Origin of the sequence: Sphingobium sp. BYY-5, assembly GCF_022758885.1 — a bacterium.
GTDB lineage: Bacteria > Pseudomonadota > Alphaproteobacteria > Sphingomonadales > Sphingomonadaceae > Sphingobium.
The window spans coordinates 463700-476986 of the sequence record NZ_JALEBH010000001.1 but is presented as its reverse complement, the minus strand read 5'-3'; the positions used below and the strand labels follow the sequence as shown (position 1 = coordinate 476986).

Here is a 13287-nt window from a genome sequence, read left to right as displayed (position 1 = left end):
TTTGGAGGCAGCCTTCTACCCGCGGGCGTTAGTCGCAACGACCGAACGACGACCTAGCCTGGCCGGCGCCGATAGCGAGTATGTGAAGGGAGATCAGCCGCGAACACGACATCGCAAACCGAGATCAACCAATACGAGGTCGTAGGATTGGAGAGCGACCGTGACATGATCCGATCCTTAGCGAAGAGGCTCGCGAAAGGAGGGGTTGAGGCTGATCGCATCAGAACCCAGATCAACGAGGCTCTCGATGGCAAAGGCGGCATCGTCGCTGCGCTTCTACGATCGCCGCTGGTTGGAGCGGGCCTCGACCTGACACGTGATCGCGTACCTCCGCGCGACATCGACCTGTAGGTCGAGCCAGATCACGCAGCCTCGCGATCCGCGGCGCGATAGACTCCATAGCCCACCTTCACCAGCAGGCCCTCCTCGCACATCCAGGCCAGGTAGTGCCTTGGGATACCGATGGCGGTGAAATCGTAAGTTCTCACGGTGGCCCTTTCACGGGCAAAGGCGTATGCTTTTTCTCGTAGCGAGGGCTTCGGGCCACCAGCCAGCCGAATACGTTCGTCACGGTCGCGGTCGCGTTTCCGTCGCTTCGGAGGCTCTGGCGAACGTTCGACGGCAATCGGCAGCTTGTATTTCTCGGATTCGTCGGTCCCGGGGAGCCACTAAAATTCACAAGGGATAATTGTGTCTTTTTTCAACGCGTTAGCGTTCCAGACCTGTTTTTGTTCCTTTTCTGAATTTCCTATATCATTGTTTTTCCTGCCTTTTTATTTTCGCATTTGTTCGAATCCCGCCTGGGGTTTGGCGGCCGCCTTCCCCCTCGGCTAGTTGACACCCTCACTGCCAGAGGAGCCCCTGCACCGAAGCCAAATTTATCCTGTTGCTTCAACGGCATGAACATTGGAAATCTCCTTGCGGCCATTCCCGATCCCATCGGGTCCGGCGACTCAGAAGCGGCCAATCGCTTTGTCCTCAGCACTATGCGTAGCTCTTCAAACCCCCGCAATGGCCAGGGCACTGAAGTGCCGATCCGGCGAAAGTTAGCAAAGTTGCACTCTATTTGGGCAAAGCGGCATTATAATGCCGCTTTGCCCAAATTAGACCCCTGTGTTCCAGGCTTCGTCCACTCCCAGAGCTTCCAGCCCGACTGCGAGGTGGTTCATGGCAAGGATTGGGACTTACCCGTCATTCCCGACGCCGGTCGTGAATGCCCGCTTCCGGCGATTGCAGTCCTTCCGCTTCGAAGAATATGGAATAGGAGAGCAGCCATTACTGATACCTGTCGGAAAACATCTGATTGTCGCACATCGGGCGGGAATTTTGGTGGTTATGCGACTGTCAGCTTCAGAGAAGCAAACTGGATCAGCGGACTATTGCCCCTACGTCGTGTGGGCCATAGGCGGGATGCCCCAATCGCTCGATAGAAGGTACAATGATGATCATAACGCGCGAAGTCACCTATGATGTCGATGGTCTGAACATGATTGCCCATCTGGCGCAGCCGGACAGTCCCGGGCCCTGGCCGGCGGTGCTGATAGGACATGATGGGGTTGGCCTCGAGGAATATCAAAAGCAGCGAGCTGATGATCTGGCCGCGCAGGGCTATCTGGCTTTGGCAATGGATTATCACGGTGGTGAGGTGTTCTTCAATCGGCCGGATGCGATGCTGGACCGGGTTATGCCCCTATTGGCCGATGTCGAACGGATGCAAGCTATCGGTCGTGCCGCGCTTGATGTTCTTCTCGCGCAACCCGGTGTTGATCCCAACCGCATCGCCGCTCTCGGCTATGGCGCTGGTGGTCAAATTGTGCTGGAACTTGCAAAGGTCGGCATCGCGTTCAGGGCCATTGCGGTCGTTCATCCCGCCTTTCCAGACGCCAAAACCGAAGACTGGACCGACGTAACCGGCACTCTCCTTATGTGCACGGGCTCCGAAGACCCCCTTTGCACCCCTCAGCAAGTTCTGACTTTCGGCCATGCGCTCCAGGAGGCTGGGGTCGATTGGCGTGTAAATATTTATGGCGGAGCCGAGCACGCTTTCTGGGCGCGCCCGAGAAATCCGGATGGATCGCCCGCTGAAGGGACCAATCACACCATGGTCACCGTGCCCGGCGTCAGCTATCACCCGAAGCACACGACGCGCGTATGGCGAGCGGTGCTCGACCTATTTGGCGAAACTTTCTAGGTTTTTAGCGTTCGCGCGCGACTGCAATGTCCGGCGTCAGGTCCCCAAGCAGACTTCGCAACGATCGGAACGGGATCGACAACGGGCCAGCAGCCTTACCCTGACGGCAATCACATGATATCCGTGCAGTCTCTGCGGAATTCTACGGAAAAGGCTTTCCGGACGATGTCGTGCGGCTATGCCTTTCCTGCGACTATCCGAAAACACCGTCGGATTGAGAGAATGTCCGATAACGCTGAACGAGGGGTTTTCCGTCATAGCGTCCCGCGCGCATGAATGACCCGAGCGCCCGAAATCATGTGATTGTTGTCGCCCAGAACGGGGGTGTCCGGCCGGCTCGGTTCCAAGTCGATTGTCAGTCCATCCTGGCTGTCGGTAAGCAGTTCTGCCCGTACTGGCCTACCTCCAATCTAAGCGTAGGTAATCAGAAGCTTGCGCCATCCACTTTCTGGATCGTCAAGCTATCGAGGTCGATTGAGGGCACACAGCGCAAATTTATGGCCGCCATTTCTGCGCCGGTCGGTCCTTTGCCACTCCCAAAAGGCTGGCAGCCACATGTTGAACAAAAACGGTGTGCAACATCATGTTTGTTGAAGTGGTAATCGGTAAGATTATCTGCACCACTCAGGATTGAAAACGCACTTGATGAAACAAAGGACAGCAGAAATCCTTTGCGACGACAGTGGGAGCAGTTGCAGCTCATTGCTTCTGTCGGCACGTCTTCAGTCACCCGGAAGGCTACCGCTCCGCAGTGACAACTACCTTCGAACGCCATGTACTTCTCCCCGTGATAAAATTCGTTTCGATAACAATCACTTGGCGTGGCAATCCGTTATGCCGGCTTCCGGGACAACCGGTCATTCACGCACCAGATCTACTCGATAAAGTTGGTTAAGGGCTCTATGCCCCGACCACAATCGCTTGTCTCAAGCGCAACAGGGCATCGCGTGTGGCCTCGTCGGCAGGGTAAAAACATTCGAGCGTCAGTTCCGCGAGGGCCACGTTGGTTGCGGTGCCGAACACGGTCGTGGTCGAGAGGAGCGATAACGGTGCTGCGACTGCCGGATGGCGAAGCACTAGGGGCACGGCCACCGCATTCGCGGGACGCGGCGGCTGTTTGGAACCTGGATGAGGCAAGGCCCGGAGTTCGTCGTGAAGGGCGAGCAGCGTGACATCGCCGGCATTGTCCGCATCCTGGCGCAGCCGGGTCAGAATGTGGTGCCGCCATTCGGCAAGGTTGACGATGGCGGGAGCCAGACCGTCCGGCGATAGGCTGAGACGAAGGACGTTCACTGGCGGCTCGAGCAGGGTGGGGGCAGTTCCCGCGAGCAGCCCACTGAGCGCGTCGTTCGCCGAGACGAGCGTCCAGTGGCGGTCGACCGCGAGTGCCGGATAGGGCATATGGGCCGCAAGCAGCTGATCGATCAGCGCCTTCGTGGCACTCATGTCAGGAGCGTCCATCGCATGGTCGACATGGGGCGGCGCATAGCCGCTTGCCAGAAAAAGGCGATTGCGTTCCCGCAAGGGTAATCGCAGCGGTTCTGCCAGCCGTAACAACGTCTCTCGGCTTGGGCGAGAACGGCCGCTTTCGACGAAGCTAAGATGTCGGGTGGAAATTTCGGCCTCGTTGGCGAGGCCCATCTGGCTGAAGCGACGCCGCTGTCGCCAGCTGCGTAGAATATCTCCAACAGTTTCGTTTCCGGTCTGCATGGCCGAGAGGTAACATAGAGTTTCCTTGATGCCATTACCTCTGACGTAATCGCCTGCCGGCCAATCGGGCGTCATCCTGCCTCCCATCAAGAGCAGGAGACGACCGATGAACGACCCCGACAGAATCGCCAGCCTGTACCTGGCGACATGGAACGAGGCCGATGAGGCACAAAGACATGCGTTGCTCGACGGGTGGGCAGAAGATGCCCGCTACGTAGACCCTTTGATGCAGGGAGAAGGACGGGAGGGCATTTCGGCCATGATCGCCGCGGCGCGTTCGCAATTCCCCGGACATGGCTTCGCACTCACCGGCCCGGTGGATGGCCATGGCGGCAATATCCGTTTCTCTTGGGCGCTTTCGCCCGATAGCGGGGAGCCTGTGGCGCGAGGAACCGATTTCGTGCGCGTCAACGAGCAAGGCCGCATCGCGGAGGTCGTAGGCTTTCTCGATGGAGGTGCGGCATGACGGCGCCTTTTATCGAAATCGAGGATAGTCATCGTCTTTTCGTCCGCGATTGGGGCGCGGGAAAACCGGTGGTGCTGTTGTCCGGCTGGGCCATGGATTCGCGGATATGGGCCGAGACGATGGTTGCGCTCAACGCGAAAGGCCTGCGCACGATTTCCTATGATCGCCGCGGTCACGGCCGGTCGACGGATCCAGGGACTGCGGACTATGACAGCCTTGCCGCCGATCTGGCCGCTGTCCTCGATGGGCTGGATCTGACGGATGCCACGCTGGTATGTCATTCCGGGGCCGCGGGCGAGGCGATCCGCTATCTCGCGCAGTTTGGCTCGGCGCGCGTATCGCGCCTGGTCCTCGTCGGCGCGGTGGGGCCGCTTCTCGTCGCGTCGGAAGAGAACCCCTCCGGCGTGCCGGCCGAAATGCTCGATATGCTCATGACGCAGATGGGGAGCGATCTTGCGGGCTGGATCGACGCCAACACGGATGCGTTCGCACCGGGGACCAATCCAAGGGTCAATGAATGGCTCGGCAGCATGATCCTCGACTGCTCGCGACGGATCGCCATCGATTTCCAGCGCGCCATTATGCACACGGATTTCCGGGCGGAAGCGGCGGCGCTTCGGTTGCCGGTGACGATCATTCACGGCGATCGCGATGCGTCGGCCCCGATCGATCTCACCGGTCGGCGCTATGCCGAACTGATCCCGCAGTCTCGGCTGGTGGTTTACGAGGGCGCGGCGCATGGCGTCATGTTCACCCATGCAGAGCGGCTTGCCGCTGACATCGAGCGAGATGCGCGATGAGCGAGACCTATGTCATCACGTTCCCCAACGCGGCCGACCCAGTGCTCGCGCATCCAGGCGGGCAAGTCAGAGTGTGACACGTCAGAGCAGATCGGCATGACTAGCACTGGGAAGGGTGCTGTCAGTCTAATGCGAACCGGCCTCCACTGGGCGTAGCTGCCGCTGGGTGGAGATGCACCTCAGGCCATGAGGGACTGCCACTCGGCCAAGGCGGCTGAGCGTCTTTGCCTGTAGGTCTGTCGGTCGATGAGATGGCGTTCGAGAGCAAAGTGGTTGTGGACATTGGCGTGAACAGAAGCGAACTTCTGTAGGGCCTTCATCTGTCGGAACCTGAGCATGGCTCGCTCTCGTCTTCGGAATGAAAGATGGCTGTTTTCGCAGCGGTTGTTGGCCCAGCGACCGATCTCCTGCTTGTCCTCGTTCCCAAGCTCTTTCATCGCTGCACGGTAAGAGCGGAGGCCGTCAGTGGTAATCGCCTCTGGCGAACCATGGCGCTTCAGCGCCTTCTTCATGAAACGCAGAGCAGCAGCCTTATCGCGGGTCTTGGTGACGTAGCTTTCGAGGATTTCGCCTTCGTGGTCGACTGCTCGCCAGAGATAAACCATCTCGCCGTTGATTTTGACGTACATCTCATCAAGGTGCCATCGCCAGTGCCGAAAGCCCCGCATACGGCTCACCCGCTGACGACGGATGTCGCCTGCGAAGAGCGGGCCGAACCGGTTCCACCACAGCCGCACCGTCTCGTGGCAGATATCGATACCGCGCTCGAAGAGCAGGTCCTCCACGTTCCGCAGCGAGAGAGGATACCGCACGTACATCATCACCACGAGGCGGATCACCTCAGGCGATGAGTTGAAATACCGAAATGGACTTGCAGGCTTACGAGGGCGAGGCATCCCCTGCCCTACCCCGCCATCCCTCGAACGTCAGGTGTATTTGCTCTGACAGAGCCTGCGACTGCAATGCGCTGCCGTTTCAAGCAGAAAAGCGGTTTCTTCATCGCTCTGCCGTGCCTGTACGGCGATCGCGCCATCAATATTCGTCGCCTCCAAAACGATGTTCAGCTCCGCAGCCGAAAAGTCGCGCGCAATGGCCGACCCCGGAGCAATCCAGCCGAACGTGGCAGCATCGTACCGCCAAAGATGGTGATGGGCATCAATTAGCATATGCGATGACTAAGTTGCATATATGATAGTGATCGTCTAGACCCGTCGCGGTCAATTCGCACAGGCAATGGAGTGGAAAATGAAAGCTGTCGTCTGTCGCGAACCTTATAGCCTTGGAATAGAGGATCGGCCGCCGCCTGCCGCCGGGCCGGGAGACGTGCTCATACGTATCCGGCGCGTGGGCCTGTGCGGCACGGATTATCACATCTTCACCGGGCGCCATCCCTTCCTCGCCTATCCCCGCGTCATGGGGCATGAGCTGAGCGGAGAGGTCGCACATGCCAGACCCGACTCAGCATTCCATGTCGGGCAAACGGTCGCGATCAACCCCTATCTCGCTTGCGGAACCTGCGTCGCCTGCCGGAAGGGAAAGCCCAACGCCTGCATGAACATCAGCGTGCTCGGCGTTCATGCCGATGGCGGCATGACCGAATTTGTCGCGGTGCCCGAAAGCGCCGTGATCGACGCCAGCGGCCTGACGATTGACCAGGCCGCCATGCTGGAGTTTCTGGCGATCGGCGCTCATGCGGTATCGCGCGCGCACGTTTCCTCCACGGACCGGGTGCTGGTCGTTGGCGCGGGGCCGATCGGCATAGCGGCCGGCCTCTTCGCGCGCTTGTGCGGCGCCGATGTCACGCTGGTCGATACGCGGGCTTCCCGGCTGGCCTATGCCCGTGAGCGGCTGGGCTTCGAAACGACGGTTGAGGCTGGTCCGGACCTCGGCGCCGACCTTGCCAGCCGCACCGATGACGAGATGTTCGACATCGTATTCGACGCCACCGGTTCACTGGCGGCCATGGCGCAGAGTCTTCATTATGTCGCGCATGGCGGAGCGCTGGTTCTGGTCGGTGTAGCGCCGGGCGATCTTGTCTTCCCTGACCCGGAATTTCACAAGCGCGAGACCACATTGATCGCCAGCCGCAACGCGTTGGCCGCCGATTTCGAGCAGGTAAAGCACGCGATCCAGCACGACCTGATTCCGACTGACGCACTCCATACCCACAGCCTTTCCGCCGAGGAGATGCCCACCCGCCTGCCCGAACTGATCGCCGGGGCAGATCATGTACTGAAGGCCATCGCCACCTTCTAGACACGCGCTTTCGACGAGGGACGCGCGACAAAATAAGGGGAGAGGAACGCCATGTTAATCGAAGCAACCATGTCAGAATCGGTCGAGGGGACAGGTCGTTCCTTCATCCTGCCTTCCTATCGCTGGGGCTTCGCGCTGATCGTCAGCCTGTTCTTCCTCTGGGCACTCGCCAATAATTTCAACGATATCCTGATCCGCCAGTTCCAAAAATCGCTCGGACTGGATCGAGCGCAGGCAGGCTTCATCCAGTTCGTTTTCTATATCGGCTATTTCGTGGTCGCCCTGCCCGCTGGCCTTGCCATGCGCCGGTTGGGCTACCGGACCGGCATCCTTATCGGCCTGGCCCTCTATGCCGTCGGCGCGTTGCTCTTCTTTCCCGCGTCGCTGATGCTCAGCTTCAATATGTTTCTCTTCGCCCTGTTCGTCATCGCCGCAGGCGCCGCTTGTCTGGAAACGACCGCCAACGCTTATGTCGGCTTTTTCGGCGATCCGGCCACGGCCGTCCAGCGCCTCAATCTGGCCCAGGCGTTCAACGGCCTCGGCGCATGTCTCGCACCGGTCATCGGCGGCTTGCTGATCTTCTCCGGCGTCGAACATTCGGACACAACATTGCGCGCGATGAGCGCAACCGAACTGGCCACCTACCGCGCCAGCGAGGCGACGACCGTACAGCTTCCCTATCTGCTGCTCGCTCTGGCCGCGCTGGCCATCGCCATCGCCGTTGCCGTCGCGCGGATGCCCGAAGCGCGCGAGGCCAGGGATGATACGCCGTTGCTCATGCAGTTCCGGAAAATCGCACGACATCGGCCACTTACCGGCGCGGTCGTCGCACAATTTTTCTATGTCGGTGCGCAGGTTGGAATCTGGAGCTATTTCATTGACTTCGTGAAGGATGTAACCCCCTGGATCTCTGAACGGCACGCGGCCTTTCTGCTTTCGGCCAGCCTGGTTCTCTTCATGATCGGTCGCTTTTCGGGGACGGCGATCATGACGCGAGTGCGCCCTGCGACGCTGCTGGGCAGCTATGCCCTGGTCAATACCGTACTTTGTACCGTTGCGGCTCTTGCTTCGGGCTGGACCGCGCTGGGTGCGTTGATCCTCGTAAGCTTCTTCATGTCGATCATGTTCCCAACCATCTTCGCCCTGGGCGTCGAAGGCCTCGGAACCGCCAGACCGCTGGGCTCCTCATGCATCATCATGGCCATTATCGGCGGCGCCATCTTCCCGCCGCTGATGGGGCTGGTGTCGGTCGAAGCGGGTAGCCTGCCGCTCGCCATGCTGCTGCCCGCCATCTGCTTCGCCATCATCACCGTCTATGCCCGGCGGGTTTTACGAGCGATATCGGCTTGAAGAAGCCGCCTTCTTTGAGGCGGCCGCAGCACATCCAGCCTCAACATCGATTCCGATGCGCGCTGATATGGACTCAGCGTATCGCAATACAGATTGACTGATCGGCCGTTCACCTCGGCACCGGCTTGCGCTATCCTTCGGTGATGGCTTGCAAGCACAGAATATTGATCGTCGGGGGTGGAACTGCAGGATGGCTGACCGCGGCCTATCTCGCGCGCTTTTTCCGTCTCGCAGGGCAAGGCGGGATTGAAATCACATTGCTTGAATCCCCGGAAATGGGGATCATCGGAGTCGGCGAGGGAACATTTCCCACCATTCGTTCGACGCTTGATTTTCTGGGAATAGACGAAACCAGCTTTCTGCGCGCGACGTCTGCAACCTTCAAACAGGGCGTTCGTTTCGACGATTGGCTACATAAACCTTCCCCGGATCGCGCCCGTCACCAATATTTCCATCCTTTCGAGGCTCCTCTTTACACCGACGATGCCAATATTGTGGCCTGCTGGCTGCACAAGGACGAACTGTCCCGACCGCGTTTCGCGCAGGCGGTATCCATTCAACATGGCGTGGCTGAAAGCCGCAGGGCGCCCAAGAAGCTCGGCGAGAGTGGCTTTTCAGCGCCGCTCAACTATGCCTATCATTTCGATGCGTCCCGTTTCGCACGCGTTTTGCAGGAACGCGCGATGGAATTGGGAGTCAAGCATGTCGCCGGACTGCTGACCGGCGCGGAGCTGGATGCGGATGGGACCATCGCCCGAATCCTTACCCGAGAACAAGGAACGCTGAAGGCCGACCTCTATATCGATTGCTCCGGCTTTCGCGCCGAACTGATCGGCAAGGCGTTGGGCTCTGGGTTCAAATCGGTGAAACATATTTTGTTCACCGATCGCGCCCTCGCCTGCAAAATCCCCTACCCCGACCCGGACACGCCCATTGAAAGCTTTACCATTGCCACCGCGCACGCAGCCGGATGGAGTTGGGACATCGGGCTGGAAAGTAGCCGCGGCATAGGCTGCGTCTATTCATCGACCCATATGACCGACGATCAGGCTGCGGACGTGCTGCGGACCTATATCGGTCATGATGCCTACAAGGCGCGCATCATCCCCTTCGAGCCGGGCTATCGCGAGGCGCAATGGATCGGCAATTGCGTTGCGGTGGGCTTGTCCGGCGGCTTCCTGGAGCCGCTGGAATCGACCGGCGTCTTACTGATCGAAGCCGCGGTGGCCATGCTGGCTGAACTTTTCCCCTTTGCCGGACCGATCGACGCACCGGCCAGACGCTTCAACAAGCTGATCGTCGGGCGGTACGAAAGGATCATCGATTTCCTGAAACTACATTATTGCTTGAGCAACCGCGACGAACCCTTCTGGCGGGACAATGCCGATCCGGCGTCGATCCCCGAAACGCTACAGGAACTGCTGCGGCAATGGCGCCACCGGCCACCCAACCGCTTCGATTTTCTGCTCGACCTGGAGAGTTTCGCCTTCTTCAACTACCAATATATTCTCTACGGAATGGATTTCCGGACCAGTCTGTCGGAAGGGTCCGATGAATTTCCCTCCGCCGCGACGGACAAGCTGTTTGCACGTATTCGGAGTTTCAGCGAGCAGGCGACCAAGGAGTTGCCTACCAACCGGGCATTGATCCGGCAGATCAACGCCTGATTATCGATCCAGCGTTTGGACCGTCCGGTCGTCGGCTGACGCCCCTCACAGGGTCCAGTCGAATTGCAGCCAACCCTTGTCCGTGTCGGTAGCGAAACCATCGGCCCTGTAATGGGCATATCGTGCCGACAGCGCATAGTGCCCGTATTTCATTCCCGCCAGCAGGTCGAGTTCATCGCCATAGGCGCGGTGCATCCGGTCGCTGGTGAAATGATGCCAGCTTGCGCCAAGATTGACGGCATCAAGCGATCCGACCTTCCGCCAGCCAAGCCCCGCCGTCCCATAAAGATCGCGCAGGCCGTCCGGCGGCGTGACGGTGAATTTGCCCGCCCATCCGTTGAACTTGAAGTGCGAGGCAAGCGGCGTCTGCACGCTCGTCAATGCAACGCCCCTGTCGGCGCCAAGGACTTCGTAACCGCCGGTCAGGCTGAGCGCCTTGCCGGCGAGGCTGATCTCGCCCAGCCAATAGTCCGCTGCATAATGATTGGGATTGCGGTGCCAATCGCTCTGCCGCGCCCAACTCGCGACATAGGCCAGCGACAAGTCCTTCGCGATCGGAGCCTTGCCTGCAAAGCGCAGGCCATAGGTCTGGCTGGAAAGGCGGAAGCCCTGCACGGCGGCCATGTCCTGATCCACAAGATAGGCGAAGGCGCTCAGCGTGCCCGGCTTGATCCCGTAGCTGATCAAGGCAAAAACATTATTGCCCCCGATGGATTGCGGCCGTGCGCCGCCGCCGTACCGCCCGTTAACCGTCCGCACGTCCCAGCTATAGGTGACATCGGCGCTCAACCCCAGCGGCTTGCCCCACTGCAAGCGAACGGCGTCATAGGTCTGCTCGCTCTGCCGCCAGGGCGCTGTGCCGGCAAACCGGTCATCGGCAAGATTGAGCCGCTGTCGCCCCGCAGTGATTATCGTCCCCTTGCTGGCATAGCGAAGCTGAATGCGGTTGAGTTCAAGATTTTCCGGATCAACGATCAGGGGATAGGCAGCTTTGCCGTTGGTGCCATCATTATAGCCCTTGTCGAACGCGATCACCCCCTCCGCCTCCACAAGCAAGGACCAGTTCCGCCAGTCAGCGGTCAAACCAGGACGGACCCGTAGCGTCACTGCATCGGCCTCTTTCGGCAGTCCATCCTGATCGACATGCTCATAACGCAGCCGCATGTCGGCGCCGGGCGTGAGCTTTAGCGGCTGGGCTTGCGCCGTGCCGACGACGAGCAGGCCCGATGCGCATAGAAGCGCTATTTTCATGGCAGTTCTCCGGAAGACGCCTATCCGGCGCGACAGAGACGGGCGTTACTAGCCTCAGACGGTAGCGAGTTCCGCATTTCGCGCCCCAAGCTCACCGGTCTGCCGAGCCTTGCGACCATAGACCGCCTCGAACAGCGGGGTTGCCATCACCGTCGTGATGATCGCCATCAACACCAGCATTGAAAACAGGGTCGGGCCGATAATGCCCTTTTGCAGGCCGATGTTGATGATGATCAGTTCCATCAGCCCCCGCGAGTTCATCAGCGCGCCAATGCCAAGCGCTGTGCGATTATCCTCGCCCGTCAGCCGCGCGGCGGCATAGCAGGCACCGAATTTGGCAAGGATCGAGACTGCGAGGATAACCGCCGCGATCAGCAGCAGATAAGCCGAGTTCACCATGTCCATTCGGGTGTTGAGCCCCGAATAGGTGAAGAACATCGGCAGCAGAAGGACGACCGCGATCGGCTCCACCTTCTGCTTCAACTCTTCCACAAAACGCCCGCGAGGCATACATACGCCGATAAGGAAGCCGCCAAAGATGGCGTGAATCCCGATGGCGTCCATCAGGAAGGCGGACAGGCAGAATAGCAGCAGGGTGATGGCCAATATCTGCGTGCTCATCTCGCCGCGCTCCTCAACCGCGCGACCCAGCGGAGCGAGCAGTTTCCGGCCGAACAACAGCATGAAGCCTGTATATAGGACCGCGCCACCGATCGCGATGACAGCGACGCCCGCGCCGGCGCCGAAGGTCGCGAGTACGATGGCGAGCACGCACCAGGACGCCGCATCATCGAACGCGCCCGCCGTCAGGGTCAGCGTGCCGAGCGCCGAATTGGCGAGGCCATTCTCGTTGATAATGCGTGCCAGCATGGGAAAGGCGGTCAGTGCGATGCAGGCGCCGATGAACAGCGTCCCGTTCACCTGGCTGATGCCTGGCGTGAAGAGGCCCGGTATCCCGATCAACATCGGGGTGATCAACGCCGCCAGCGCGAACGGCGCAACGATCCCCGCAGCCGAGACGGCGGCAGCGCTCTTCGCCTTCGATTGGAAATGATCGAGGCGGAGTGTCAGGCCGACCATGAACATATAGAGACCCACGCCCAGTTGCGCCCCGACATAGAGCACATTGCGCGTTTCCTTGGGGAAGATCGCATTCTGCAGTTCGGGGAAGAACAGGCCCAGCAGTGAGGGGCCGAGCACGACGCCGGCGATCATCTCACCAACGACCTGTGGCTGTTTCAGCAGCCGTTGTCCGAGCCAGCCGACGACGCGACAGGTAAGGATGATCACCGCAAGCTGAAGGAAAAAGTGAATGCTGCAGTCCGACGGCGCATAGCTTTTGACCGCGTTAACGGCGGGACCGTGGGGACTGAGAACGTCGGTTAATATAAACCAGGCTTCGCTCAACATACTCATTCACCCATCCTCCCCAAAAAACATTACGCCCGGTGCTTCAACACCTGTTGCGCACCTTCAGGGAAGGCGTGATCCAGGCGCCGCGCAACTGGAAATCGCCGCCTGTCATTACTTTGTTGGTTCACACAGACTAACTGTTGCACCAACCGCACATAGTAGTAACGTACCTATAAGGTAGCG

General features: G+C 59.6%; 14 protein-coding genes. 7 read left to right on the top strand and 7 right to left on the bottom strand.

Annotated features, from left to right (window positions below):
• The first annotated feature begins 165 nt into the window (after positions 1 to 165).
• Entirely contained in the window at positions 166 to 351 is a 186-nt protein-coding gene (locus tag MOK15_RS02395; RefSeq protein WP_242930136.1) for a hypothetical protein, read from the top strand.
• Between the two features lie 11 nt (positions 352 to 362).
• Here MOK15_RS02395 and MOK15_RS02390 read toward each other — a convergent pair whose 3' ends face one another.
• Positions 363 to 554, bottom strand: a complete 192-nt coding sequence (locus tag MOK15_RS02390) for a type IV toxin-antitoxin system AbiEi family antitoxin domain-containing protein (protein ID WP_278254176.1) — start codon at positions 552 to 554, stop codon at positions 363 to 365.
• 884 nt (positions 555 to 1438) lie between these two features.
• Here MOK15_RS02390 and MOK15_RS02385 point away from each other — a divergent pair.
• Positions 1439 to 2191 (top strand): dienelactone hydrolase family protein, encoded by a 753-nt coding sequence (locus MOK15_RS02385; protein WP_242930134.1) that lies wholly within the window; start codon positions 1439 to 1441, stop codon positions 2189 to 2191.
• Positions 2192 to 2615: 424 nt separating this feature from the next.
• On the opposite strand, the gene MOK15_RS02380 is transcribed toward MOK15_RS02385, so the two are convergent.
• Both MOK15_RS02380 and MOK15_RS02375 read right to left on the bottom strand, forming a co-directional pair.
• Complete coding sequence (locus MOK15_RS02380; RefSeq protein WP_242930133.1) at positions 2616 to 2966, bottom strand: GFA family protein; 351 nt, start codon at positions 2964 to 2966, stop codon at positions 2616 to 2618.
• A 125-nt stretch (positions 2967 to 3091) separates the two neighbouring features.
• Entirely contained in the window at positions 3092 to 3976 is an 885-nt protein-coding gene (locus tag MOK15_RS02375) for a helix-turn-helix transcriptional regulator (RefSeq protein ID WP_242930132.1), read from the bottom strand.
• A gap of 31 nt (positions 3977 to 4007) precedes the next feature.
• On the opposite strand from MOK15_RS02375, the gene MOK15_RS02370 reads away from it, so the two are divergent.
• On the top strand, positions 4008 to 4367 hold the full coding sequence (locus MOK15_RS02370) for a nuclear transport factor 2 family protein (RefSeq protein WP_242930131.1): 360 nt from the start codon (positions 4008 to 4010) through the stop codon (positions 4365 to 4367).
• 68 nt (positions 4368 to 4435) lie between these two features.
• Complete coding sequence (locus tag MOK15_RS02365) at positions 4436 to 5167, top strand: alpha/beta hydrolase (protein ID WP_242930130.1); 732 nt, start codon at positions 4436 to 4438, stop codon at positions 5165 to 5167.
• A gap of 179 nt (positions 5168 to 5346) precedes the next feature.
• Here the strand turns inward: MOK15_RS02365 and MOK15_RS02360 are convergent, their stop codons facing one another.
• Positions 5347 to 6063 carry an IS6 family transposase gene (locus tag MOK15_RS02360; RefSeq protein WP_242930129.1) on the bottom strand — a complete coding sequence of 239 codons (717 nt, stop codon included), beginning with the start codon at positions 6061 to 6063 and terminating at the stop codon, positions 5347 to 5349.
• 30 nt (positions 6064 to 6093) lie between these two features.
• A complete protein-coding gene (locus tag MOK15_RS02355) occupies positions 6094 to 6333 on the bottom strand; it encodes a hypothetical protein (RefSeq protein WP_242930128.1) in 240 nt (79 codons plus the stop codon).
• A 79-nt stretch (positions 6334 to 6412) separates the two neighbouring features.
• Between MOK15_RS02355 and MOK15_RS02350 the strand changes: the two genes are divergently transcribed.
• From MOK15_RS02350 to MOK15_RS02340, 3 genes are all read left to right on the top strand, one after another.
• Positions 6413 to 7423, top strand: coding sequence for a zinc-binding alcohol dehydrogenase family protein (locus tag MOK15_RS02350; protein WP_242930127.1), 1011 nt, complete (start codon positions 6413 to 6415; stop codon positions 7421 to 7423).
• A 69-nt stretch (positions 7424 to 7492) separates the two neighbouring features.
• Positions 7493 to 8773, top strand: a complete 1281-nt coding sequence (gene fucP, locus MOK15_RS02345; protein ID WP_242930126.1) for an L-fucose:H+ symporter permease — start codon at positions 7493 to 7495, stop codon at positions 8771 to 8773.
• A 143-nt stretch (positions 8774 to 8916) separates the two neighbouring features.
• On the top strand, positions 8917 to 10440 hold the full coding sequence (locus MOK15_RS02340; protein ID WP_242930125.1) for a tryptophan halogenase family protein: 1524 nt from the start codon (positions 8917 to 8919) through the stop codon (positions 10438 to 10440).
• 45 nt (positions 10441 to 10485) lie between these two features.
• On the opposite strand, the gene MOK15_RS02335 is transcribed toward MOK15_RS02340, so the two are convergent.
• Positions 10486 to 11691, bottom strand: coding sequence for an alginate export family protein (locus MOK15_RS02335; RefSeq protein WP_242930124.1), 1206 nt, complete (start codon positions 11689 to 11691; stop codon positions 10486 to 10488).
• Between the two features lie 54 nt (positions 11692 to 11745).
• Complete coding sequence (locus MOK15_RS02330) at positions 11746 to 13107, bottom strand: cation:proton antiporter (protein WP_242930123.1); 1362 nt, start codon at positions 13105 to 13107, stop codon at positions 11746 to 11748.
• Positions 13108 to 13287: the final 180 nt, after the last annotated feature.